The organism is Arenibacter sp. P308M17, assembly GCF_003426735.1.
In the GTDB taxonomy this organism is placed as follows: Bacteria; Bacteroidota; Bacteroidia; order Flavobacteriales; family Flavobacteriaceae; genus Arenibacter.
In genome coordinates this window covers 69,299-95,639 of sequence record NZ_QVON01000004.1, presented here as the reverse complement: position 1 = coordinate 95,639, position 26,341 = coordinate 69,299, and the positions used below count along the sequence as shown (strand labels likewise).

At 42.4% G+C, this 26,341-nt stretch carries 21 protein-coding genes; 14 read left to right on the top strand and 7 right to left on the bottom strand.

The genetic code is table 11. The features are described 5' to 3' along the window. Positions 1-20: 20 nt before the first annotated feature. The 3 genes from murB to D0S24_RS11165 all read right to left on the bottom strand — a co-directional run bounded on the left by murB (position 21) and on the right by D0S24_RS11165 (position 2,870). Positions 21-1,037, bottom strand: coding sequence for a UDP-N-acetylmuramate dehydrogenase (gene murB, locus D0S24_RS11175; protein WP_117019960.1), 1,017 nt, complete (start codon positions 1,035-1,037; stop codon positions 21-23). After that, the gene (locus D0S24_RS11170; RefSeq protein ID WP_117019959.1) at positions 1,037-2,227 is read right to left on the bottom strand and encodes a pyridoxal phosphate-dependent aminotransferase; all 1,191 of its coding nucleotides are present in this window, start codon (positions 2,225-2,227) and stop codon (positions 1,037-1,039) included. Before D0S24_RS11170 ends, murB begins: the two co-directional genes overlap by 1 nt. 256 nt (positions 2,228-2,483) lie before the next feature. Next, positions 2,484-2,870 carry a DUF1573 domain-containing protein gene (locus tag D0S24_RS11165; RefSeq protein WP_117019958.1) on the bottom strand — a complete coding sequence of 129 codons (387 nt, stop codon included), beginning with the start codon at positions 2,868-2,870 and terminating at the stop codon, positions 2,484-2,486. 198 nt (positions 2,871-3,068) lie between these two features. On the opposite strand from D0S24_RS11165, the gene D0S24_RS11160 reads away from it, so the two are divergent. The 11 genes from D0S24_RS11160 (at position 3,069) to D0S24_RS11110 (ending at position 17,272) form a co-directional block, all read left to right on the top strand. Next, positions 3,069-5,699 carry a valine--tRNA ligase gene (locus D0S24_RS11160; protein WP_117020233.1) on the top strand — a complete coding sequence of 877 codons (2,631 nt, stop codon included), beginning with the start codon at positions 3,069-3,071 and terminating at the stop codon, positions 5,697-5,699. Positions 5,700-6,135: 436 nt separating this feature from the next. Then, positions 6,136-7,152: a Gfo/Idh/MocA family oxidoreductase gene (locus D0S24_RS11155; RefSeq protein ID WP_117019957.1), complete on the top strand. Its 1,017-nt coding sequence runs from the start codon at positions 6,136-6,138 to the stop codon at positions 7,150-7,152. Between the two features lie 199 nt (positions 7,153-7,351). Next, the gene (locus D0S24_RS11150; RefSeq protein ID WP_117019956.1) at positions 7,352-8,113 is read left to right on the top strand and encodes a CDP-alcohol phosphatidyltransferase family protein; all 762 of its coding nucleotides are present in this window, start codon (positions 7,352-7,354) and stop codon (positions 8,111-8,113) included. Between the two features lie 342 nt (positions 8,114-8,455). After that, positions 8,456-9,523, top strand: coding sequence for a substrate-binding domain-containing protein (locus tag D0S24_RS11145; RefSeq protein WP_117019955.1), 1,068 nt, complete (start codon positions 8,456-8,458; stop codon positions 9,521-9,523). A gap of 66 nt (positions 9,524-9,589) precedes the next feature. Beyond that, complete coding sequence (locus tag D0S24_RS11140) at positions 9,590-10,663, top strand: PmoA family protein (protein WP_117019954.1); 1,074 nt, start codon at positions 9,590-9,592, stop codon at positions 10,661-10,663. A gap of 58 nt (positions 10,664-10,721) precedes the next feature. Beyond that, positions 10,722-12,074 (top strand): Gfo/Idh/MocA family protein, encoded by a 1,353-nt coding sequence (locus D0S24_RS11135; protein ID WP_117019953.1) that lies wholly within the window; start codon positions 10,722-10,724, stop codon positions 12,072-12,074. Between the two features lie 10 nt (positions 12,075-12,084). Further along, positions 12,085-13,077 carry a Gfo/Idh/MocA family oxidoreductase gene (locus tag D0S24_RS11130; RefSeq protein WP_117019952.1) on the top strand — a complete coding sequence of 331 codons (993 nt, stop codon included), beginning with the start codon at positions 12,085-12,087 and terminating at the stop codon, positions 13,075-13,077. Next, the gene (locus tag D0S24_RS11125; protein ID WP_117019951.1) at positions 13,077-13,904 is read left to right on the top strand and encodes a DUF1080 domain-containing protein; all 828 of its coding nucleotides are present in this window, start codon (positions 13,077-13,079) and stop codon (positions 13,902-13,904) included. The genes D0S24_RS11130 and D0S24_RS11125 overlap by 1 nt, the downstream gene beginning before the upstream one ends. Positions 13,905-14,003: 99 nt before the next feature. Beyond that, a complete protein-coding gene (locus D0S24_RS11120) occupies positions 14,004-15,173 on the top strand; it encodes an N-acetylglucosamine-6-phosphate deacetylase (protein ID WP_181938074.1) in 1,170 nt (389 codons plus the stop codon). A gap of 80 nt (positions 15,174-15,253) precedes the next feature. Then, positions 15,254-16,495, top strand: a complete 1,242-nt coding sequence (locus D0S24_RS11115) for an Nramp family divalent metal transporter (RefSeq protein ID WP_117019949.1) — start codon at positions 15,254-15,256, stop codon at positions 16,493-16,495. 9 nt (positions 16,496-16,504) lie between these two features. Beyond that, complete coding sequence (locus D0S24_RS11110) at positions 16,505-17,272, top strand: glucosamine-6-phosphate deaminase (protein ID WP_220377748.1); 768 nt, start codon at positions 16,505-16,507, stop codon at positions 17,270-17,272. A 16-nt stretch (positions 17,273-17,288) separates the two neighbouring features. Here D0S24_RS11110 and D0S24_RS11105 read toward each other — a convergent pair whose 3' ends face one another. Continuing rightward, on the bottom strand, positions 17,289-17,633 hold the full coding sequence (locus D0S24_RS11105; RefSeq protein WP_117019948.1) for a HopJ type III effector protein: 345 nt from the start codon (positions 17,631-17,633) through the stop codon (positions 17,289-17,291). 144 nt (positions 17,634-17,777) lie between these two features. Here D0S24_RS11105 and D0S24_RS11100 point away from each other — a divergent pair, with 144 nt between their 5' ends. Then, a complete protein-coding gene (locus tag D0S24_RS11100; protein ID WP_181938073.1) occupies positions 17,778-18,365 on the top strand; it encodes a hypothetical protein in 588 nt (195 codons plus the stop codon). Between the two features lie 109 nt (positions 18,366-18,474). After that, entirely contained in the window at positions 18,475-20,046 is a 1,572-nt protein-coding gene (locus D0S24_RS11095) for an SDR family oxidoreductase (protein ID WP_117019947.1), read from the top strand. Positions 20,047-20,055: 9 nt separating this feature from the next. Here the strand turns inward: D0S24_RS11095 and D0S24_RS11090 are convergent, their stop codons facing one another. Both D0S24_RS11090 and D0S24_RS11085 read right to left on the bottom strand, forming a co-directional pair. Next, complete coding sequence (locus D0S24_RS11090; RefSeq protein ID WP_117019946.1) at positions 20,056-21,204, bottom strand: hypothetical protein; 1,149 nt, start codon at positions 21,202-21,204, stop codon at positions 20,056-20,058. 128 nt (positions 21,205-21,332) lie between these two features. Further along, complete coding sequence (locus D0S24_RS11085; protein WP_251795770.1) at positions 21,333-22,874, bottom strand: vanadium-dependent haloperoxidase; 1,542 nt, start codon at positions 22,872-22,874, stop codon at positions 21,333-21,335. Positions 22,875-22,916: 42 nt separating this feature from the next. On the opposite strand from D0S24_RS11085, the gene D0S24_RS11080 reads away from it, so the two are divergent. Next, positions 22,917-23,648, top strand: coding sequence for a LytTR family DNA-binding domain-containing protein (locus tag D0S24_RS11080; protein ID WP_117019944.1), 732 nt, complete (start codon positions 22,917-22,919; stop codon positions 23,646-23,648). Here the strand turns inward: D0S24_RS11080 and D0S24_RS11075 are convergent. Further along, a complete protein-coding gene (locus D0S24_RS11075) occupies positions 23,623-26,265 on the bottom strand; it encodes an ATP-binding protein (RefSeq protein WP_117019943.1) in 2,643 nt (880 codons plus the stop codon). The two genes, D0S24_RS11080 and D0S24_RS11075, sit on opposite strands and share 26 nt — an antisense overlap. Positions 26,266-26,341 lie beyond the last annotated feature (76 nt).

Below are 26,341 nucleotides of genomic sequence, written 5' to 3'. Positions count from 1 at the left end.
CTGGCATTATGTGTCGGGGGTTATTTTATGATGTTTACTTCAGGGCCGATCACGATTCCGAACCTTTGTTGTACACTGTCCATGATGTTTTCGGCCAGGGCAATGATATCCCTTCCCGTTGCATCACCGTAATTGACCAGTACCAGGGCCTGGTCCTTGTGTACTCCGGCATCCCCAAATCGCTTTCCTTTATATCCGCATTGCTCTATTAGCCAACCTGCCGGAATTTTGAATTCATTTTCGGAAACCTTATAAAAGGGTGCCGACGGGTGCAACTTGACGAAGTTATCAAACTGCTGCTTGTCCACTACCGGGTTTTTGAAGAAACTTCCACTATTGCCCAGTTCCTTCGGATCTGGCAACTTGCTTTTTCTAATGGAAATCACCGCATTGGAGACGTCCCTGATGCCGGGGTCGGAAATGCCACCGTTCCGCAATTCGGAAACAATGGCCCCGTAGTCTACATTTAACCTGTGATTTTTTTTGGTCAATTTAAAATTTACCGAGGTGATGATGTACTTTCCCAGCCCTTCATTTTTAAAATAGGAATCGCGGTAGCCAAACTGGCATTCGTCCTTGGAAAAAGTTTTTAGCTTCCGTGTATCAATTTCCATGGCTTCACAACTTTCAAAGCGGTCCTTTAGTTCAACACCATAGGCACCTATGTTCTGAATTGGCGCGGTACCCGTATTTCCTGGAATAAGGGATAAATTCTCCAATCCGCCATAGTCGTGATCCAAGGTCCACAATACCATATTGTGCCAATTTTCACCGGCACTTACCTTTATCATGGCCTCCTCATTATTTTCCGATACTACTTCAATTCCCTTTAAGTTAATGTGCAGTACCAGGTTTTCCAGATCCTTTGTGATAAGTAGATTGCTACCGCCCCCAAGAACAAATAGATCGGGGTAGCCCTTAAGTGCGAGTACCTTTTTTAGCGCTGTGATCGAATTGATTTCGCAAAAGAATTTGGCCTTGGCATCAATTCCAAAAGTATTGTACCCTTTAAGGGATATGTCTTTCAGTATTTCCATTAATGTGCATATGCCTTTAAGGCCACTTTTAAAATGTGTACCGCCCTTCTTAGATCTTCCTTGTCCAATACATAGGCAATTCGGATCTGGTTTGTTCCCAATCCATTGGTGGCATAGAATCCAGCAGCAGGTGCTACCATTACGGTCTCCCCGTCCAGATTGAAATCTTCCAATAGCCATTGGGCAAATGTATCTGCATTTTCAATGGGCAGTTGGGCAATACAGTAAAACGCACCCTGGGGCCGGCCTACTACCACACCTTCCAATTTGTTCAATTCTGAGATAAGTAAGTTTCTGCGTTCGCCGTATTCCTTTTTTACATCGTCAAAATAAGACTGTGGGGTGTCCAAGGCGGCCTCACTTGCAATCTGTGCATAGGTTGGAGGGGAAAGACGTGCCTGGGCAAACTTTAGGGCTGTGCGGATCACCTCCTTATTTTTGGAGACCAAATATCCAATTCTTGCCCCGCACATACTGTATCTTTTGGAAACCGAGTCTATAACAATGGCATGTTCTTCCAAGCCTATTTCCTGAAGAATGGAACAATGTTCCCGGCCGTCATAGATAAATTCGCGGTATACCTCATCGGCCACTAGGAACAGGTTATGTTTTTTTATTATGGTCGCAAGCTTTTTAATTTCTTCCCTTGTATATAGATAGCCTGTTGGGTTGCCCGGATTGCAAATAAGGATTGCCTTTGTCCTGGGTGTTATCAGTTTTTCAAATTCATCAATGGGAGGTAGTGCAAAATTATTTTCAATACTGGAGACTACAGGTACTACCTTTATTCCACAGGCGTTGGCAAATCCGTTGTAATTGGCATAAAAGGGCTCGGGGATAATAATTTCATCCTCAGTGTCCGCTATACTTCCCATTGCAAAGGACAATGCTTCGGAACCACCTGTAGTGACAATAATATGGTCCGCATCAACATCTATGTTATTTTTTGCGTAATATTTGGCAATCTTTTCCCTGTAAGGTTCGGAACCTTCCGTTCTGGTATAGGCCAAGACCTCCAAAGTATTGTTCCTAACCGCTTCCAAAGCAACTTTGGGTGTTTTTATGTCTGGCTGGCCAATGTTAAGATGGATGATCTTTATACCTCTCTTTATGGCAGCTTCGGCAAAAGGCACTAACTTTCTTATTGGGGATTCCGGCATTGTTTCGCCTCTCCGTGAAATTGATGGCATATGGATAATAATTTTAGGCAAAAATGGGAAATCAATACGGACAAAACAATAAAACTGCCTTATTTGATTCCTTATTAATGTGTTAATTGATGTTGCAGATAGAGAATTGTACTTAATGTATCGGATAAGGTTTCCATTTCAATTTAGGTAAAGGTTCCAAGGAAGGGCCAGTAATTTACCAATGTGGACCCAAAAAAAAAGCTTGTTAAATACCGTATTAAGGTCTTAACAAGCTTAGGTGTTCCTTATGGGATATTTACTTGCCTTCTGCCGGCAATACCTTTCCTTTGATCTTCAATACTTTTGTTGGGGTGTCAGCGTTGGAAATTACGGTAATCGCCTTTGCGATGGGTCCAACTCTGTTAGTATCATATTTTACTTGTATCTGTCCAGTTTTACCAGGTAAAATTGGACCTTCCGGTTTTTTGGGAATGGTACAACCACAGCTGGAGCTTACTTTGCTGATAACAAGTGGCGCATTGCCGGTATTGGTAAATTCAAATACCCTTACACCATCACTGCCTTTAGCAATTTCACCATAATCCACGGTTTCCGTCTTGAAATTAATTTTCGCTGCATTTTCTTGAGCGGTTAGGCCAAAACCTAAGAGACCAACAAATAGAATCAGTACTATTTTTTTCATTATTTTTAGTTTTTGGTGAATTTCAAAAGTAAATGTTTTTAGTGAACCTCCAAAATTCTTTTGTTATGTAAGAACGTTACTTATTTTTGTTTCGTATTTCTAAAGGGACAAAAACCTTAGAATTATTTCAAGTTAAACCTTAATATTGCACTCAATTAGTAATTGCCCGTAAAGGGAAAGCAAAAACTGTTCCAAATAATGGAAATTCCTTCAAAATATGAGCCTAACAGGGTGGAGCGCCAATGGTACGACTATTGGATTCAACATAATTATTTTAATTCCACACCAGATGATAGGGAACCTTATACCATAGTTATACCGCCACCCAATGTAACTGGGGTATTGCATATGGGCCATATGCTGAACAATACCATTCAGGACGTCCTTATCCGTAGGGCGCGCTTAATGGGCAAAAATGCCTGTTGGGTACCGGGTACCGATCACGCTTCCATAGCTACGGAGGCCAAAGTGGTTGCCAAACTGAAGGAACAGGGCATAGATAAAAAGGATATTAGCCGTGAAGAATTTTTGAAGCATGCGTGGGATTGGACCTATGAATATGGTGGGGTGATCTTGGAACAGTTAAAGAAACTGGGCTGTTCATGCGATTGGGAACGAACCAAGTTCACTATGGATGACAATATGTCCGCTTCCGTTATCAGGGTCTTCGTGGATCTTTACAATAAGGGGTTGATATACAGGGGCTACCGTATGGTAAATTGGGATCCGGAAGCAAAAACCACCTTGTCCGATGAAGAAGTTATCTATGAGGAAAGACAGGGCCTATTGTACTATTTGGCCTATAAAATAGAGGGGTCCAACGAGACCGTGACCATTGCCACCACTAGGCCTGAAACCATTTTAGGGGATACCGCTATCTGTATAAACCCCAAGGATGAACGCTATGCCCATTTAAGGGGTAAAAATGCCATAGTTCCCATATGCAACAGGGTAATTCCTATCATTGAGGATGATTATGTTGATGTTGAATTTGGAACAGGTTGTCTAAAGGTAACCCCTGCTCACGATATTAATGATAAGGCCCTAGGGGAGAAACACAATTTGGAAACCATTGATATCTTTAATGAGGATGCCAGTCTTAATAGTTTTGGTCTGCATTATGAGGGTAAGGACCGTTTTGAGGTAAGAAAGGCCATTGCAAGGGAATTGGAGGAAAAGGGATATCTGGTGAAGACAGAACAGCATATCAATAAAATTGGTACATCGGAGAGGACCAAAGCCGTCATTGAGCCAAGATTGTCCGACCAGTGGTTTTTAAGTATGGAAGATCTGGCCAAACCTGCCATTAAGTCGGTTCTTGAAGACGGGGATATTAAGTTGTTTCCCAAAAAATTCGAAAATACTTATCGCCATTGGATGGAAAACATACGCGATTGGAACATATCAAGACAATTGTGGTGGGGACAACAAATCCCGGCCTATTATTTTGGGGATGGGCAGGACGATTTTGTAGTAGCCGAAACCAGGGAAGTGGCATTGGATTTGGCCAGAAAAAAATCGGGGAATGCCGATTTAAAATTGGACGATCTAAAGCAGGATGCAGATGCCCTGGATACTTGGTTCTCTTCCTGGATTTGGCCAATAAGTGTCTTTAATGGGATATTGGAGCCCCATAATGAGGAAATTGAGTATTATTATCCTACCAATGATTTGGTGACCGGGCCGGATATCCTGTTCTTTTGGGTTGCCCGAATGATTATTTCCGGTTATGAATACCGCAATGAAAGGCCTTTTGAGAACGTTTATCTCACCGGATTGGTTCGGGACAAACAGCGGCGCAAGATGTCCAAGTCGCTCGGAAATTCGCCGGATGCCCTGCAATTGATCGAAGATTACGGGGCCGATGGGGTTCGTGTAGGGCTTTTGCTGAGTTCTGCCGCAGGTAACGATCTTATGTTCGATGAAGCATTATGCCAACAGGGAAAGAACTTCGCCAATAAAATATGGAACGGTTTCCGCCTGGTCAAAGGATGGGAAGTAGCCGATCTTCCGCAGCCGGAGGCTTCCAGGTTGGGCATTGAATGGTATACTTCAAAATTCAACAAAACACTGACCGAGATAGAGGATCATTTTGGCAAGTACCGTATTTCGGATGCCTTAATGGCCATTTATAAATTGGTCTGGGACGATTATAGTTCTTGGTTATTGGAAATTATCAAACCGGCTTACCAACAGCCTATAGATAGAATCACATTTGATGCGGTAATCCATATTTTTGAGGAAAACCTAAAATTATTGCATCCGTTTATGCCCTTTCTTACCGAAGAGGTCTGGCAACACATTGCCGAGCGTAGTCCGGAGCAGGCATTGGTCATTGCAAAATGGCCCAACTTACAGTCTATAAACGGGGATCTAATTGAAGGTTTTGACTTTGCTTCGGATGTAATTGCCGGAATACGGACCATTCGCAAGGAAAAGAATATTCCAATGAAGGATGCCCTTCAATTGGCCGTATTAAACGATGGTGGCAGTTCCGGGGATTGGGATGTGGTTATCGCCAAACTTACCAACTTGTCGGCCATTGACTATGTTGACCGTGCGGTGGATGGGGCATTGACCTTTAGGGTGAAGTCCAACGAATATTTTGTTCCTATGGCAGGAGCTATTGATATCGATGCAGAAATTAATAAGTTGGAAGACGAACTGGAATATATAAAAGGCTTTTTGGTGTCCGTGCGAAGGAAACTTTCCAATGAACGTTTTGTGGCCAACGCACCTGCACAGGTAATTGACTTGGAACGGCAAAAGGAGGCGGATGCCATTGCTAAGATTGATACCCTGGAGAAGAGTTTGGCCAGTCTAAAATAGGAACTGGGGCTCTGTTCCTATTGGCCTCAAAATGTCCGGTTTTTATTATTGTTGTCCGATAAAATTATATATATCATCATAAGTCTATTGATAACAATGATTTAGAGTTATTGGCGTCTTTTGTACCCTGTTTTTTGATTTGATATATCTTGATAAAGAGGGATACTTTAAATCAGCTGGTTGTAATCGGATCTTTAGTCTTAAGTCTTGTAACGAAGTGGTCTTTTGTCTTTAATCGGGCAATAATGATTTTTTATAAAAGAAGCCTAAGTACATGACAAAAATCGTCTTAACAAGGTTTCTCGGAAAATCCGTTTTACCCCAAACCCTAAAGGGAGCCTGATTTTCCTTAATTTCACCCTTTAGGGCAGGGGTCCAAAATTGAGGAAAATCTTGAGAAATTGAATTTTGTCATGTACTAAAAAAAGCTTAAAATATGTCCAAGAAGATGATAAAAACAGGTATTCTTTCATACGGCATGTCGGGTACTTTGTTCCATGCCCCATTTTTGAACAAACATTCTGGTTTCCGGTTAACCGCGGTTGTAGAGCGGAGTAAAAAAACAGCGGGCAAACGTTATCCCGACATAAAAAGTTACGACAGCGTTGATCAGCTTATAGCCGATAGGGACTTGGATCTAATAGTGGTGAATACGCCCAATTACACGCATTTCGAATTTGCGTTAAAGTCGCTTAAAGCAGGGAAGCATGTTTTGGTGGAGAAACCTTTTTGTGTAAGTAGTGCTGAGGCCAAAGAACTTTTTGCCGAGGCAAAAAAACTGAACCGTTGTATTCTACCTTATCAGAATAGAAGGTACGATAGTGATTTTCTGGCGGTAAAACAGGTGTTGGATTCCGGTAAATTGGGAGCAATGGTGGAAGCCCATATGCGTTATGATAGATATCGGTATCATATAGGCCCTAAAATAGCCAAGGAGACCCCTTTGCCGGGCAGCGGTCTTTTATATGATCTGGGCCCCCATTTGTTGGACGCCGCCATTGCACTTTTTGGATACCCATTGGAATGGAAAAAGTACACCGGCAAGTTTAGGCCTAAAACCCAGGTAGATGACTATGCCCATATACATTTAGTGTATCCGAAGGGAGTTCAGCTGTTTATAACAATGAGTATGTTGGTGGTGCAGCCGCAGGCCGCTTTTATCCTTAATGGTACCAAGGGGACCTTTATTAAACAAAGAACGGACATTCAGGAGCAGCAGTTATTGGAGGGAATGTGCCCGGGAAATCCTTTGTTTGGAATTGAGGATGCCGATAAATATGGGGTACTCACTACTATTGACGGGAATGGGGAAAGGCATCTTGAAAAAGTAAAGTCGGTAAGATCGTCCTACATGAATTTGTTCGAAGATGTTTATAGATCCATTGCAGAGGGAATCCCGTATCCCGTAACTGAAAAGGACATTGTTCGGCAGCTTGAGATTTTGGAAGGGTAAGGCTGGGCCGTCTGTATAGGTTCATTTTATTTTGTTGTGGCCCTTCCTATTTCCTCCCAAGATCCTTAGGTCATCCGTTTGTATGGCAGGCCTAACCAATTTCCTTTTTTTTAGTTGTATATTTGGTGGGAATAACGAAGTGTGCTGTTTTAATTTTAGGTAGCTAAGTCATTAAAAATGCTCCAAAAAAAAGCTGGAAATGTCTAAATTGCCTGAAGATCATAAATTCCTGGATCTTTCAGATTATGGGAGGCCAATGGCCAGTGTAATTGCAAACGGATTAAAGGAAACTGCCGTTACCCCCGTTCAAGTTACTATTGGCTTTCTTTGCTCTGGTGTAATTGCGGTGGTCTGCATGTACTATGGCTATAATTGGTATGCGGCCTTTTTTTTTATTTTAAAATCTATCTTGGATGCTGCCGATGGGGAGTTGGCACGGGTCAAGGATGCGCCCTCCTATACCGGGAGGTATTTCGATTCCCTTTCTGATTTTGTGTTGAATATCCTGATATTTTTAGTGTTATGGCGTATAACCCATGTGGGTTTTGGTTATGCCCTGTTGGCATTTCTTGGGCTGCAACTACAGGGTACCCTGTATAACTATTACTATGTAATTTTGAGAAATAAGTTTCATGGCGATGTTACAAGTCGAGTTTTTGAATCTGGGACTCCGGTAGCAATGGCAGGGGAGCAGCAGCGAAACGTGAATGTACTTTTTTGGTGGTATAGAGTACTTTACGGCAGTTTTGACCAAATTATTTATAAGTTGGATGCCGAGGCTGCCAACGGCAGACATCTGCCCAATTGGCTTATGACGGCCGTATCTACTTTTGGCCTTGGGTTTCAACTACTACTTATAAGTGTGATGCTGATTTTGGGGTGGGCAGAATACATAATTCCTTTTTTTATAATATACTCTTTATTCATTTTTTTGTTTATCGCCATTAGAAGGTCATTGTAGGTTATCGGGATTGGTTTCCATGAAACTTTGGGTATTTTCAGTTGCCAATGGCAGTTTACGACCGGCAAAAAAATGGATTTCACTGCCCACTTATCGAACGGTTATTGTCAAGGAATTTAATTCCGTTCCAAAAACCCTTCCTACGGGCCTTTCCCGGTCAGGTAAAATGTAATTATATTGTTTTATTAAAAGTGTGTGCTTACACATTTATATAAATAAACACTGTAACAGAATCTAAAATTTCCATAATAACTCGCTCATATCGCAATTATTTTTATATTTGTGTGCGCACACACTTTTTTAATTTATTTAAGCACATATAATTAGGTAAGTTTATTTTCTATGGCAAAAAACAAAAAGACCACCATTCAGGACCTGGCAAACTATGCCAATGTTTCCATAGGAACCATAGACAGGGTTTTGCACAATAGGGGTAAGGTGTCCCATGCCAAAAGAAAAAAAGTGGAAGAGGCCATAGACAAATTGGATTTTAATCCCAATCTCCTGGCTAGAACCTTGGCTTTGGGAAGGCAGTTTACGGTGTGCAGCCTGTTTCCGGAAGCGGTTACCACGGAAAGTTATTGGTCATTACCAAAAATAGGGGTAGATCAGGGAGTGGAGGGATTTAGGGATTTTGGTATGGAGCTATACACTTACCAGTACAGTTTGTTCGACGAATCCAGTTTTGTTAAAAATGCCAGTGCCATTCTGGACAAGAATCCAAGTGGCGTAATTTTGGCACCGCTGTTTGAAAAGGAAAGTCTGGAATTCATAACGAAATTGGAAGAAAGGAATATTCCTTATGTCTTTATAGATGCCAACATCAAAAACAAAAAAAATCTAAGCTACATTGGGCCCGATCTAAAGGGCAGCGGATACATAGCCGGAAAATTGTTGAATTCGGTCTTGGGTCCTTCAGACGACATCCTAATAGTGAATATGGTCAAGGGGTTTGAGAATAGCGCCCATACCGCCGTTGTGGAAAACGGTTTCAGGGATTATTTCAAGCAAAATGAACCCCAGACAGGGAGAAATATAAATTCCATTACGATCCCCTCCACCACGGAGATCGAGGTGAACAGGGAACTGACCACCTATTATATTAAGAATCCCGGGACCAAAGGTGTTTTTGTTTCCAACTCCAGGGCCCACATTATTTCTAGGTACCACGCCTTTCACAGGTTGGAACTAAAGGTGGTCGGATTTGATCTTGTTCCAGGGAATGTGGCCGAGTTAAAAAATGGAAATATCGATTATATTATTTCACAAAGACCCGTATTTCAGGGAGTAACCGCTGTAAAGGTGCTGTTCGATTTTTTTGTTTACAAGAAGTCGCCCAACCCCATTCAGTATGTGCCTTTGGATATAATTATAAAAGAGAACGTGGATTATTATATTAATTTTCAATAAGGGTCTTGCCAAATAGCATAAATTGGGAAGGGTCAAGTAACTTTCTTTAAACTGGAAACAAATATTATGGGAATACGAAAACTTGGTTATTTGGTGTTATTGTTCTTTTTCGCTTCTTGTGGAAATGGCAAGTCCAAAAAGAAGGATGTAAGTGGCCTGCAGGAAACCGAAAAACCTGGTGTTAGGGTAGAAAATAAGGTGTCGGAACAAAAAGTGAATGTCTACTTTGGGGATGAATTATTTACTTCTTACATCTATCCCGACAATATTATGAAACCGTGTTTATGGCCCATAACGACTTCGGAAGGCACGGAGATAACACGCAAATATCCTTTGAAGACAGTGGCCGGAGAACGTGCGGACCATCCGCACCACATAGGGATGTGGATGAATTATGGAGATGTGAACGGAATTGATTATTGGGGGCATTCAGAAGCCACCCCGGAAGAGCGCAAGCCATTTAGTGGTGTTATCAGGCATCAGGAGGTTGTTGAGGCCCATGCCAAGGATGCCCAGGGAACGATACGGGTCCGGACCCATTGGGAAGCGCAGGGGCGTACCCAGATAAAGGAAGAAATTGAACTTCAATTTATAGACCAGGGGAGGATAAGGATTATAGATTGGATCAGTATCTTAACGGCCCAGGAGGATATCCTGTTCAAGGATACCAAAGAGGGGATGTTTGCCATTAGGCTAAGTCGTGAACTGGAATTGCCATCCGATGATCCGCTAACGCTAACCGATACGCACGGAAATCCGGAGACGATCAAAGTCATTAACAACGATGCGGTTTCCGGGGATTATTTAAGTAGTGAAGGTATTAGAGGTGAAGATGTATGGGGAACCAGGGCCAAATGGATGAAACTCTTTGGAAACTATAAGGAGGGGAAAGTTGCCGTGGTGATTCTGGACCATAAAGAGAATCCGGGATATCCGGCCTATTGGCACGCGAGGGGCTACGGTCTATTTGCCATAAATCCACTGGGTCAAAATGTATTTTCGGAAGGCAAGGAAACTATGGATCTGAGTTTGAAGAAAGGGGAGTCGGTTCGTTTTGCTTTTCGGACATTGGTGTGCTCGGGAGAAATCTCCGATGAGGAGATCAATGCCCTAGGGATGGAGTTTTCGGGCCTATATTAGCCCCATTTTAAATGACATACGAAATAAATAAAGTTAATAACGATCAAATCTGGATAGCATGAAATCAAATTCAAGTTCAAGAAGAAGTTTTATTAAAAAAACCGCAGCCAGTTCCGCCTTCATAGCTACGGCCGGAATCCTTCCCCAATTTAGTGCCAAAAGTTATGCCCGTATTCTAGGGGCCAATGATCGTATCAATGTCTCCATGATGGGGGTCAATAGTAGGGGAAATGCCCTGGCCCAAAATTTTGCAAGTCAGAAGAATTCCGAGGTGATCCATCTTTGTGATGTGGACAGCAGAGTTGTCCTTAAATGTTTGGATTCCTTAAAGGATAGGCAGGATAGGAAGCCGAAGACCTATGCGGATTTTCGAAAATCCTTGGAAAGCAGGGACGTAGACGCCATAGTGATCGCCGCACCGGATCATTGGCATGCCCCTGCATCGCTCCTGGCCATGGAAGCAGGCAAACACGTTTATGTGGAAAAACCATGTAGCCACAACCCCAATGAAGGGGAAATTTTGGTACAGGCCGCTAAAAAATACGGGAAGGTAATACAAATGGGAAACCAGCGAAGATCATGGCCCAATGTGGTAGAAGGGATAAAGGCCTTGAAGTCCGGTGCCATTGGTAGGGTGTATTTTGGTAAAGGATGGTACACCAATAACCGTCAGTCCATAGGGGTCGGGAAGGAAGTTGGGGTACCCGATTGGTTGGATTGGGAACTTTGGCAAGGTCCGGCACCTAGGATGAGGTATAAGGACAATATCGTACATTATAATTGGCATTGGTTATGGCATTGGGGAACAGGGGAAGCCCTTAACAATGGTACCCATATGATAGACCTGCTGCGTTGGGGCATGCAGGTGGACTATCCCATAAGGGTTAGCTCCAATGGCGGTAGGTATAGATATCAGGACGATTGGGAGACACCGGATACCCAAGTGATCAATTTGGATTTTGCCGAAGGCTTGTCCATGTCCTGGGAAGGTAGGAGCTGTAATGGCAAGCCTATTGAAGGGAATGCGGTCGGCGTTATGTTCTATGGGGAAAACGGAAGTATGCTAATACCAGGTGGCAATAGCTATACCATTTTTGATTTGGAGGGTAAAATGGTGAAAGAAGTTAAGAATACCCAGGAAATAGATCCCAGGAATAAATCCAATCCGGCCGAACTCTTGGATGCCCTGCACATACAAAATATGTTCGATGCCATCCTAAACGGGGCCAGCCTTAATGCGGACATAGACTCCGGTCATAAAAGTACCTTGTTGGTGCAATTGGGGAATATTGCGCAGCGTACGGGGAGGTCTTTGAATATAGATGCCGATAACGGGCATATTTTGCAGGATAGCGATGCACAGAAATTATGGAGCCGGTCTTATGAAAACGGCTGGGAAATGAAATTATAATAAAAAATATATGACGAACAGAAGATCATTTTTAGAGAAAATAGGAAAAGGGGCGGCACTTTCAACCTTGGCCCTGTCCATACCATCTACTTTGTTTTCCCAATTAAAGCCTGGAAAATCCCCGGGGCTAAAAAATAAGATAATTGGTATCATTGGTGCCGAAAATTCACATACCATAGGTTTCGGGAAAATGTTCAATGTGGATAAAAAATTTCCGGGTTGGGAGGTTAAATATGTTTGGGGGGAAAAAGAGGAATTTGCCCAAAATGCCAAGACCAAGGGTAGTATTCCCGTTATTGTAAAAGATCCATCGGAAATGATGGGAAAGATAGATGCATTGATCGTTGATCATCGGTATGGCGACCTACACTTGGATGCCGCCCTCCCCTTTGTCAAAAAGGGGATACCTACTTTTATAGACAAACCATTTTGTTATAGTAGTGCGGCTGCAAGAACATTTCTGGAAATGGCAAGGACCCTTGGTACCCCGGTAACATCCTATAGTTCCATAGCCCATAGCTACGCTACGGACGATATGCGTAGCCAATTGGCGGGAATGAAAGAGGTAAATCAAATAACCAGTTACGGCAAGGCCGATATCAATTCCATTTATGGAGGCTTTTTTTTCTATGGAGTGCATTTGGTAGAGCCTCTGATCTATCTTTTTGACGAAAAAATTGTTTCCGCCAGATTCAACCTGAATGAAAAGGAGAATTTGAACAGTAGCGCCAGTTTAATATTTGAAAATGGAAGAATGGCCACCTTGGTGATTACTACCAAAAAGTACGGCTGGCAAAATTTTGTGGAGACCGATGAGGGGGTGGTGGAATTAAAGTCGCGTATAAAGCCCGTTGATCCCGATAAGAATTATGTGGATATGGTAAATATGTTCAGCACCGGAAAGGAACCGCGAAGCCACGAGAGCATTATTCATGGTATTGCGGTATTGGAAGCCATTCAAAAATCAATAGTTTCAGGGAATTGGGAATCCGTTGTATTATAATGATGGGGAATAACAAGAATAGCCTGCGTAGTGTATTTGCCATTGTCTACATAATGGGATTGTTATGTATTGGTTGTAGAAATAAAGAGGAAAGTAGGCAGGAACCAATGAAGATTGGGGAGCAATTGCACAATAACTTAACTTTTTTGGAGCAACAGCAGGGTTGGGAACTACTATTTGATGGAGAATCGTTTAAAGGTTGGCGGGGTTTGGGCAGGAATGATGTTCAGACCGAGTTGTGGACAATTGAAGATGGTGCCATACATAAATTGAATAGCGGAGAGGTGCCTTCCCTACCTGATGGCCAACCCGTGGAAGGGGGAGATCTAATGACAGTAGATACCTTTGATAATTATGAATTGTACTTTGAGTGGAAAATACTAAAAGCGGGCAACACAGGTTTAAAGTACAATGTTTCCGAAGAGATGTCCAAAAAGTTCGGTTCCCCATATTCGGCCCTTGGATTTGAATACCAGTTATTGGATGATGCCGATACACTTTACGCGGGAAAATTAAAGCCTTCCCAATATACAGCTAGTCTTTATGATATGATTGCTGCGGAAAATGTAAAGGTCAGGCCGGCCGGAATGTTCAATTCCAGTCGCATTGTGGTAAATAATAATAGGGTAGAGCACTGGCTCAACGGGAAAATGGCGGTTACCTATGAATTTGGTTCCCAACATTTGGATTCCCTTTTCCAAAAAAGCAAGTTTGTGGACTATCCAGGATTTTTGGATAAGAAAAAGGGACATATTGTCCTTCAAAACCATAAGGACGATGCCTGGTTTCGGAACATTAAGATTCGCAAAATTGAATCTGGAAGTTAGTTTCCGATGGAATTGACAAGGATCCGATAATTATTAATTCAACATATTGTTATGATAATTAAATATATATCAATTTTAGCACTTTTCTTTTTTTATAATATGGGAATATCACAGTCTATTGCTCCAAAAGGTATGGAGGGTATTTTGTATTCCGATGGGGGCTGGGTCTCCCTATCGGTTACGGACGGAAAAATTTCGGGAATCGACCGCTTGGCCAATGGGGACAGGGATTCCAAAGTATATGTAGCGCCCGGTCTGGTCGATGTCCAGATCAACGGCTATATGGGAGTGGATTTTTCAGGTCCGGATCTTACGGTGGAGGGGGTAAGGAAGGCTACAAAAGCCTTGTGGAAGGCAGGCGTAACTACTTATTTCCCGACCATTATTACCAGCGATTTCAATAGGATGAAAATGAATTTTACAATTCTTGCCGAGGCACAAAAGGATCCTGAGATAGGAAAATCCATTCCCGGGTTCCATTTAGAAGGCCCCTATATATCGCCAATTTCAGGGTTTAGGGGGGCACATTTGGAGAAATATATTAAAAACCCGGACTGGGAGGAATTTAAGGAGTTGCAGAAAGCAGCGAACAATGGTATAAAAATAATAACCCTAGCTCCCGAATTGGAGGGGGCCATACCCTTTATCCGCAATTGTGTGGCCAATGGTATTGTAGTAGCACTCGGACATCACAATGGTAGTGCAGAGGATATAAAACGCGCCATAGATGCCGGGGCAAAAATGGCCACCCACTTGGGCAATGGCTGTGCCAACGAGATCAATAGGCACCATAACCCGATCTGGCCGCAATTGGCCGATGATCGTATCGCTCCCAGTCTAATAGCGGACGGATTTCATTTGACCAAGGAAGAGGTACGGAGTTTTTATAAGGTAAAAGGCCCCGATAAAACCATTTTGGTCTCCGATGCCCTGGATCTGGCGGGCCTGCCTCCGGGAGAGTATACCCGTGGGGAACGTACATTATTACTGACCCCCAACGTGGTGAAATTACCCAAGGAAAATGTTCTGGCCGGGGCAGCGTCACCAATAAGTGCTTGCGTAGGGGTAATTATGGATTTTACACAATGTACCCTGGCCGATGCCATACAAATGGCAAGTACCAATCCCGCCAAGATGTTTTCTTTGGACGGACTGGGGGAAATAGGACAGGGTAAACGTGCAGACCTTATTCTCTTTCAGATGGAGGATAATCAAATGGTCATCCTAAAGACATTTGTAGCCGGACAGTTGGTGCATTCCATAGATTAACATGTTGCGAATTTCTATAGTGTTGAATGTTAGGGTACTTGGTTGAAAATTAAATGGGTTCATTATATAAATAGCAGACTATGGGCAATACATCGATAATTAAAAAAATCCTTTTGGGACTAAGTGCCGTAGGTCCCGGCTTATTCCTCATCGGGTACAATATTGGAACGGGAAGCGTTACCACCATGGCCAAGACCGGCGCGGAGTTTGGCATGGGCCTTTTTTGGGCCGTAGTGCTTTCCTGCATTTTTACCTATGTTCTAATGATCGCCTATGGCAAAGTAACCTTGGTGACGGGTAGGACTGCGCTATTTAATTTTAAACAGGAGTTTAAATGGGGCTGGATACTTTCGCTCTATATCATTCTTGTATTGATCATAGGGGAATTATTGGCCCTTATGGGCGTAATGGGCATAGTGGCCGATCTGGTGCAGGAAGGGGTGCGCTTGGCGTATAACGGGACTATAATACACCGGGCATGGATCATCTTGTTTTTTGTAACAATACTGACATTTTTTTTATGGTTCGGACGTTATAAAGCTTTTGAAAAAGTGTTGACCGTTCTGGTCATCTTGATGGGACTTTCCTTTATGGTGGTCTTTATCATGGTCCGTCCGGACATGACAGATATCCTATCGGGCATGATTCCTAGTATTCCCAACACTCCCGGGGCATTGGGGCTCATTGCGGCCATTACCGGTACCACCTGTTCTGCAGCTGTTTTTGTTATGAGAAGTACCGTTGTTGCAGAAAAGGGGTGGGGTTTAAACGATTTAAAAAAGGAAAAGACGGATGCCTTTGTGTCCGCTTTTATGATGCTTTTCTTGAGCGGTATCATCATGGCGGTTGCTGCAGGAACCCTTCATATTTCCGGGATGAAACTGGACAATACCGTAGAAATGATATCCCTGTTTGAGCCGTTGGGAGGTAAATTGGCGGCTTTTGTACTGATTATAGGGATTACAGGAGCCGGACTTTCCACTATCTTTCCCATTGTGCTCATAGCCCCCTGGTTGTTGGCAGACTATAGGGGAACTCCGAGAAATATTCATTCCAAATCTTCCAGAGCTTTAATGCTCGGAGCCATGGTATTTGCCTTTGGAACTGTCTTTCTGGAGGAAAGGCCACCGGCACTAATGGTTTTCTCCCAGGCTTTTCAAGCCTGTATCCTGCCGGCAGTAGCGGTTCCAATGTTTGTATTGATCAATAGACAAAAATTAATGGGGAATAACAGGGCAGGTCTTAAGCTCAATCTAGGGCTAATAGCGGTTATCCTATTTTCACTGCTGACCACCTGGTTTGCTATATCCGAATTTATATAAAACTATACAATGGAAAAGTCGTTTCAAATGGATAATCTGTTCATACATGTTTATGGACAAACAAAGGAAATGGGTGCAGCGGCGGCTGATTATGTTCAAGGAAAATTAAGTGCTGCGATCCTTAATAGGGGTGCGGCCAATCTTATATTGGCCACGGGAGCATCCCAGTTTGCATTTTTAGAGGCATTGCAGAACAAGGAAATCGATTGGGGAAAAATAACCGTATTTCACCTGGATGAATACAAGGGCATATCCGAAGCCCATCCCGCTAGTTTTAGAAGATATCTCAAGGAGCGGATTTTAAATAGGGTGGCCCCTAAAAAGATATTCTTCCTAAATGGAGATGCAGCCAATTTGCAAATGGAGATCAAAAATTATGAAAAAGCGTTAGAAACAAATCCAATAGATATTGCCTGCATTGGAATAGGGGAAAATGGACATATAGCCTTCAATGATCCGGCGGTTGCCGACTTTAAAGATCCCAAATTGGTGAAGGTGGTGGAGTTGGATGAGGCATGCAGAAATCAGCAGCTAGGGGAAGGCTGGTTTCCAACCTATGCCGATGTACCCAAAGAAGCCGTTACGCTGACCATTACCGCCATAATGAACTGTAAGGCCATTAGTTGTGTGGTGCCAGATCAAAGAAAGGCCCAGGCCGTTTATAATACCCTTTACGGTGACATTGGCACCTTTTGCCCGGCTTCAATACTCAGGACCCATCCAGAAACGGTCCTCTTTTTGGACAAGGAATCGGCCTCCATGATTAAATCCCGATAACTATCGGGATTTAATCTCACTTTATGCCAAGGGCTTCATTGTCGAAAGAAATACCTTCCCAACCACTGATCATAAAATTACGAATGTTTTGGTGGTCCGTACCTTTGGGATTTTCCAGAACGTCTTTGGTGTAATAGGAACCAAAGCAGGCCAAGGTTTCCTCCTTGCCCAACTTGTGATGTTGCGCAAAAGAGAATACTTTACAGGAACCTAAATTTTGGCCGGCCTCATAAATAATTGCTCCATTGGTAAATCTTGAGGGCGTAAAACTATAATAGGTGTCAATAATACCTATAGTGTCGCCAAAGGTAATCTCTTCCGGAGTCCTTCTAAGTTTGTCGAGAAATTCATAAACCGTCATTGTTCCAAAGGTTTTAGTTCTGCCGGTAAATTTAGATCATCCTATCATGAATTAGGTTGGATTTTAGAAGTTAATTATTAATAGGTTGGGTCTATATTTTTTATCTTTAGGAAAATAATTAATCGGAACATAAAATAACTTCATATGAAACAACTAATGCTGGGTATGTCGCTATTGTCCTTTTTTTCTTTTATGGCGCAAGGAATTAAAATGGAAGTTCCACCAAACGAAATACAGATCAAAACTGCTGTTTTGCCCATCCCTAATGAGAAAAGGGAGGGCGCTATGGTCTATGGATATAATAGCTCTGGAGCGTTGGTAGTGTTGAGAAAGGGAACCAATAATTTGGTGTGTATAGGCGATAATCCGGATAAGGACGGAATAAATGTGGCATGTTATTCCAAAAAATTGGAACCCTTTATGGCCCGTGGAAGGGAACTCTCCGCGAAAGAACTTTCTGGGGAGGAGCGGGAAAAAATCCGTGCCAAGGAGGTAGCATCCGGTAAAATAAAAATGCCCAAGGAACCTAGTATGATGTATGTGTACTATGGAAAATCCGAGGATTATGATATTTCCACCGGAGAGTTGCAGAATGGAAAATTCAGATATGTTATTTACACCCCTTTTGCAACCACGGAATCTACGGGATTACCGGACAAGCCCCATGCCCCGGGGATGCCCTGGTTAATGGATCCGGGCACGCATAGGGCTCATATCATGGTGGGCCCGTAAACAACTATGGTGGTGTTTTACCATGGCCGCTATGGCAAATACTGCTGTTTGTGCAATCTAATTTAAACCTTACATTTGCACGGTTTTAATTTTCTGAAAATATTTGGAAATGGGGGGTAATAATCTGGTGGACAGGCAAGGGAATATTGCGGAGACAATAAGTTCGGACGAGATAGATCAGTGTATTTTTCTACTTAATAAGTTGGTAGGGAACGGGCATAGGATCTTTGAACTTCCCGAGGAGAAAAGAGTGGCCTTGCTAAAAGCGGCGGGCCATTTGTCCAGACCGGCCAAGAGTGAATTTAAACAGCGTAAAAAGGACGCGGCCAAGGCGGCCAAACGCAAGATGATAGAGCGCGATAAGCATGCGCGCAAGGAAACAGGTATTAGAAGTGCCAGGGAGGCCGCCGTATTCGTTGCCCCCAAATTGTTGACTGCCCCCATCAACAAGACCTTGGAAGAGCTGGAATTGGAATCACCGAGGAATTGCTATGTCTGTAAAACGGTATATACCAAGCTACATCATTTTTATGATGCCATGTGTCCCGAATGTGGGGATTTCAATTATGCAAAGCGCTTTCAGACGGCCGACCTTGAGGGGCAGGTGGCCATAGTGACGGGATCACGATTGAAAATAGGATATCATATTACCCTCATCATGTTGAGGGCGGGGGCTACGGTGGTGGCCACTACCAGGTTTCCTGTAGATGCGGCACTTCGCTTCTCCAAGGAAGAGGATTTTAATGAATGGGGGCATAGACTAAAAATACATGGATTGGATTTAAGGCATATCCCGAGCGTAGAGATTTTTTGCAATTTTATAGAACAGCAATATGACCGATTGGATATCCTTATCAATAATGCCGCCCAAACGGTAAGAAGGCCGGCAGGTTTTTACCAACACCTAATGAAGAATGAGGAGGTGGCCTTCCCTGATCTGCCCCCACGGGTACGGGAGGTATTGATGGATCACAATTTTTGCCTACAGGAGCTGAACGGCCTTACCAAGGGCACGGCGAGTGCCCAAAATAATGCCTTGCCCGTTAATTGGCATGCCCCGGAACCCGGTATCGGTATTAGGGCCTCCGCAAAACTATCCCAGATCCCCTACAGTTTTGATAGTTCCCTTTCTGCCAAGGAAGTTTTTCCAGAAGGCGAATTGGATGCCGATCTACAACAGGTAGATCTAAGGAAAACCAATAGCTGGCGACTTAAATTAGGGGAAATTGAGACCCCGGAAATGATAGAAGTGCAATTGGTGAACGCCATAGCCCCCTTTGTACTCTGCAACCGTTTGTCAAAACTTATGCGGCAGGAGAATACAGGCAAGAAACATATTATCAATGTATCGGCCATGGAAGGGAAATTTCATAGGTTTTACAAAGAGGATCGGCACCCCCATACCAATATGGCCAAGGCAGCGCTTAATATGTTGACACATACTTCTGCCCTGGATTTTGCCAAAGATGGGGTCTATATGAACGCTGTGGATACCGGTTGGGTAACGGACGAGGACCCTATTGAATTGTCCAAAAGAAAGGAGGAAATCCATGATTTTCAACCTCCATTGGACATTGTTGACGGTGCCGCAAGGGTGTTGGATCCATTGATAGACGGGATTAACTCCGGCAAACATTGGTGCGGTAAGTTTCTTAAGGACTATAGGCCAATAGATTGGTAAGCAACAATTCTAATTAAAAGTGTTCTTGATCGACGGGTCTATTTCCATTGTTTTGTTTTTGGCGAAGCGATAGGATATACCAAAATTTATTAGATAATCCGCAAAGGCGGCATCTCCATTTCTAGGAGTTCCAGTGCTAATTTCCGTTTGCCTATCCGTTACACTCTGAGGTCTATCCCTTCTAAGGGCAATAGGTACATTTAAATTTAAGGTGAAATTCTGATGCATATAGGCTATGCCCGGTTCCAAGGATAGGACATTTCCTGGCCTACGAAAACCTTCATTACCTCCAATAAGATCTTTTACAGGTACGGCATCAAATCTGGCTCCCAAGGAAGTGGAAATAACATTGGACAAGCTATAACTAAGACCTGTGCGCACCGAATATTGGTCCGGTACGGCCATAATGGCCTCATTTTCCAAAATAGGACTCAATGTTTCCCTAAAGGTTCTGATGCCATTGGTCTCCCTAGGGTTAAAAAGGTAGAAGCCACCACCATAGGCAAATAGACCTGTAGCTATTTTTTGGTAGAATTGAAAATCGACCGTAAAGCCAAAACCGCCATCGCCGGGTTGAATGGACTGATCGACCGGTCTTGTCTCCGGGCTTCCTTCCGGGCCTACATTATAAAATATATCGCTGGCATTATAATTTCCCGTTGGTAGTTTGATTCCCAGACCAACGGCAATATTAGTATTGGGGTTTATGGACGGGTCAAATAACCAATACCCTACACCTGCCCTTATATCTGCCAAACCTCTGGAAAAAGTACTGTACCTTTCTTCCCTGCCGTGCTCATAAAGGGAAGATCTGGCATTGATTACCGTGGGGATGGTGATACTGGTATACAACCTATTGGAGATGCCGTAGGTAAGAAAGAAGTCCCATGCATGGGAATGATTTATAACTTCGGTATTATTGGCAACCCTATCGGCCTCTTCCTCAGTACCCTTAAAATGTCTAAAGGATTTGAAATACCTGTAATTCATGCCTACCTGAAGGTCGCCCTTGCCCAAAAGATTACTTTCCAAGCTATTTCCTACACAGGAAGAAAAGTGTCTAATGGCCACACATCCTTGGGCATTTAACCTTTCCGAATTCATGGCAAGGATAACTAAAAGAGTACTCAATAATGGAATTAAATGAAATTTCTTCATGGGAATAAATTTAAGTATGGTTAGTTTTAATATTGCTAATTGATAAAATTTAATTATGGTACCCTTTTTAATTGGGATTTGTTTTTTGATGATTCACCTATTGTGTAAAGAATTCTTATAGGATAGCACTATTGGTCCATCGTTTTTTTTCCTTCATCCTCACCAATGAGCTGAAGGTATTTTTTATAATGGTATCTTGCTACCTGTCTGCCCAATTCCAGGCCTGCCACATTATCGGCCTGAATATGATAGCCTCCCATAACCCTTGAAATACCGGCCATTTCTGCAGTTTCCGTAAAAGTTGGAAATTTTAGGACAACGGGGTCACCCAGGTTATTGGGCTCTGTAAGCGCTCCAGGAACCAGTTCCACTTCTACACCAAAATGGTCATCCCCAGTAAATAATCGCAATGCCTCTGCACATCCTGCGCTTACGGTACTGTGGCCGGAAACGTAGCTTGGGAAAGGTGGGCAAAGAAAGGCATCGGGGGAATATGGCCTCCAATCCTTTCCCTTCATTTCAACCATACCTTTATCAGGACCTCCCCAAGCCTTAATTACCTGGTCTTGATAGTAGTCGTGCACCAAGGCATATGGGCGTGTGTAATCATAATACATTTTGGAATCCCAACAGGAGATAAAGGCATCCATGGCTACGGATTCTACCAAAAAATACATCTTTATATCCTGGTCCAAAGTATTGTTGTCCCGGGCAGATACGTCTTGCGCAAATTTCAACCAATGTCCTGCCTGTTGCACAGATTTGGGTCCATCTCGCATAAATTCTACCAAGGCCTTATTTTCCGGGGTTAAATTGGCCTGAAGGTCAATTACTTCCTTAACTTCCAATGCCAATTGTTCGGAACCCACCATAGGAGGCGGCCCGGGTCTAAATTGATCGGCAGTTTCCAAAAGTAAAGGTTTTACCTTCTGCCAATAGGGGGTAAGGCATCCTGGATTGTATTTATTGCCCTTCCCGTCCAAGAAATATTTTGGTTGCCATCTGTTAAGATCAATATTTTTATCAATATCGTTTACGGGCACATAATGGGTATAATCAAAATAGGGCTGCCCATTGGAACCTTCCACTTCCCCATATTGATTGGCCCCGTCATTTTTACGGGCCGCAATCACCATATCCGCGGCCAGGTTGCCAATTCCCTCCGGAGTACCGGGGTCTTTCGATTTATTTTGTGGATCAAGGCCCAATGCGATCATCTTCTTCTTAAAAAGTGTGCTATCGGAATAATAATATTCATTAAGGGCCCTATAAGCCGCATAACTCACCGCTATTTCCTTATTTTTTAAGGATCTTTCATTTTCCGGGAATCGTTCCAAATTTTTCAGGTATACCGGTTGGGCCTTATTGTCAAAGCGCGTCCAGGCATCGAACATGGCAGTAAAGATTAATCCCAGATATCTGGAGGTAACGGTTGGCCTAGGCTTAAAGCGATCCGTGTCGTTGGCAGTTGCCTCCAAGGCCACATGGGCCCATTGGTAGGCAATATTGTCCTCTCCACGGGGTTCATTGGCCATAGCTACCTGATGGTCTGCTATGGTATTGGACTCTTTGGATTGGTCTTTACAGCCCATTAAACCTAAAAACAAAATGGATAGTAATGGTATAAAAAAAGACTTAGGGCACATGGTAGTTGGTTTTCTATAGAACAATAGTATAAATTTAGATGGTGTAAAAATAGTTTTTTATTTGAATTGATTATATTGCTTGATGAAATAGGCAATTTATTGGATAAGATCATGAAATGTTTAATTGTAGATGATGATCCGTTGATTTGTGATTTACTTGAGCACTTTTGTAGTAAGGTCAGTGAAATTAAAAGTGTAACTACAACAGTGTCCGGTTTCGAATCTATTAACCTAATTAACAGCTCAACTTTTGACCTAATATTGTTGGACTATAATTTGCCGGATATAACCGGTAAGGATATCCTGGATCTGAATCCCAATTCCGCAGTGATTATGGTTACCTCGAACAAGGATTTTGCCTTGGATTCCTATAACTATCCCAAAATTGTCGATTATTTAGTGAAGCCTCTTGATTTTCCTAGATTTTATAAAGGGTTTTTAAGGGCGAAGGAATATATTTCCACTAGTCTGAAAGTACCGGAAAAGCAGGCACGATTGTTTATCAAGGAAGGGGGGAAACTGGTAAAAATAAAATTGCGGGAAGTAGCCTATTTTAAGTCGGAGGCGAATTACATTTCCATTGTTTTTAAAAACAAGAAAATATTGACATTAATGGCCCTTAAGGACCTTGAACCGAAACTTCCCGATTTTTTTCAACGGGTGCATCGCTCTTACATCATTAACCTTAATATGATAGACGTTATACAGACCGGTGCCGTGGAGATAAATAAGGACCATGTTCCCGTGAGTCAAGGTTATGTCCCGGATCTGCTCAGGAAGATCGAACTTTTGAATTAAGGTGTCTTTCCACTCTGATACAGCACAAATAATAAGAAAAAACAGTATTTATTTTATTGGAGTGATCCGCATTTAGGGTCGATATTTTAGCTGGGAGCACCTCTTTAAGATCGGTCAATTTAAGATTGTTGATATGGGCTATTAGTTTATGGATTACAGCTTCCCATTTAATTTGATCCTTACTCCTGGCAATTTTGTTTATTTCCTTGAGGTAGTTTTCAAATTCTTTCTCCAGTAGTTCTAGGACCTTGTTTATTTTAGGGATGTCGTGATCATAGCTATTGTGGATATTTGAAAAATCCGGTGCCTGCAATTCATTACTTCCCAAAACTTTATAGACGGTATCTTTTAAATGGTCTATTTCAAAGGGCTTCTGAAAATACTCGTAGCACCGGGTGTTGGCTTCCGAGGCATCCGAGGCTGAAATAATAATAAGCGGACAGTTTATTTTTTTGGTACTTATCCAGTGTTCCAATCTGGAGTTTATTTTTTCGGTTTCCAGCAATAGATCACTGATAATTAAATCTGGGGTACCCGAATTTAAACGTTTCGAAACAGTGTCGATAGAGTTGGTCTGGTACAAGGTGATGTTGTCAAAATTAAGGATATGCCTTATCAGCTCCATAGTGGGGGCATCGTCCTCTATGTGCAGGATATTATAGTTGCCACTTAGTTTTGGAAAGGGCAGGATTGAAGAGGGAAGAGGTTTTGTAAGTTTTGGGATAGATGAGGATCGGGTAGGAAGGCTGATCAAAAATTCGGAACCTTTACCTTTTTCCGAAGAAGCCTTTAAGCTTCCTCCAAATAGTGTAGTCAACTGTTTAACAATGGAGAGGCCCAGACCATAGCTGCCATACCTACCTGACAGATCATTTTTTTCCATAAAAAAACGGTCGTTTATTCTGTTGAGGTTTTTGGGGAGTACCCCCCCACCGGTATCGTTTACCTTTATGTTTAAGGTATGATTATTAGTGCCGTTGATAGAGGCGGAAAGACCTATAATACCCTTTTGGGTATATTTTAAGGCGTTTACCACGAGATTGGTAACTATTTGTGTCAGTCTTAATGCATCGGTCTGAAAGAGTGCAGTTTCCAGCTTTTTATCTATACTTATATTAAAAGTAAGGCCTTTTTGAACGGCTTCGTACAAATAGGTGGAGTGGATACCCTTTAAGAGCTCCGCAATATTGGTAGGTTCCCATTGAATTTGCAGTTTTCCCTCAACTAATTTTTGGTGGTCCAAAACATCGTATACGAGGCCTGCCAAGCTATTGGAGCTTCTTTCCAATGAATTGATAATTGGTAATTGCGGCTCCGAAGCATTTTTGTACAACAATTTTGTAAAGCCCAGAATGGCGTTTAGGGGAGTGCGCATTTCGTGGCTCATATTTTGTAAAAACTCGTCCCTTTGTTGTCTTGCGAGCTGTTCCTTCTCCAAAGCGGTATTCAATTCATGGACGTTCTGATCAATTTTGACCTTCATTTTGTTGAAGGTATTGGCCAAGATCCCTATTTCGTCCTTTCTATTGGTAGGTAGGGCCTGATCATCTGGAATTCCCTGGTCATAGTTACTTATGGCTTTGGTAATTTTAGTGATTTTTTTTGAAAATAAATTGGTGAAAAACCATGACAATAGAATGGAAAATAAGCACACCCATAGCAATGTCTGAATACTTTCCGAACGTACGTTAAGGGCATTTTTCAATAATACATTTTGATCCATATTGGAAATCAGAAATATTTTTCGCTTACCATCAAAATAGGGCAATTCTTTAAAATAACTTAAATAACTACTGCCATTCTGCCCTGTTAGTTGTTGGAAACCATTTTTTTGGGGTTCTTGGGGCCTGTTTTCAATATTGAAATCGGAATAAAAATTATAAAATTCACCTGTCTGTTGGCCAAACTGACGGGATCTGTCACCTGAGTATAAATACTGGCCATGGGCATCTATTAAATAGAACTGACTGTCATTACCGGCAATTTGATCGAGATCCAGATATAGTAGATTTAAATTTATATTAATGATCAAGATGCCTACTTTTTTGTTCTTATTATCAAATATGGGACTGGCAACGCGTAGGGTAGGGGTATAAGGGGTACTGATAACACCGTATTCCTCATTTAAATTGATATTCGAAAAATAATGTTCGCCTTTTTTTATTTGGTTGGCCTCTTTAAAATATCTACGATCCCCTTTTTGCTGTAGATTGGTCGACTTTATTACTTGGTCTTCCAATTTGTCGAAACGAATGATCTCTTTGCCGTTCTCATCCGCGTCGAGTAATCTTATCTGAAAATAGGCTTCTTTATTTTCCAATATAATTCGGAAGAGTTGGTCCACCTCTTGAGCGGTTTTTTCAGAGGGATCAAATATGTGCTGTTGTAAGGTGGGACTCAAAGTTATTACGGCAATGTCATTGGTCACCTCGTTCAATAAGGCGTAAAAGGACTGTTGTGCCAATTCGGTGGCGTGGATAATACGTTCTTTTGAATGCGCCGTAATTACTTGGGAAGCTTTTCTAAAAACCAAATATCCGGACAAAAGAATGGAGAAAATAATCAGACCGGTGAAGAAAAGCGCAAATCGGGTAACTATGGAATGTCTTAAGTTCATATAAGGGCGCAAACCTATTTGATGATATAAAATAGCTAAGGACTATGCCAGGCGGCAGTGACATCTATTTTTTTGA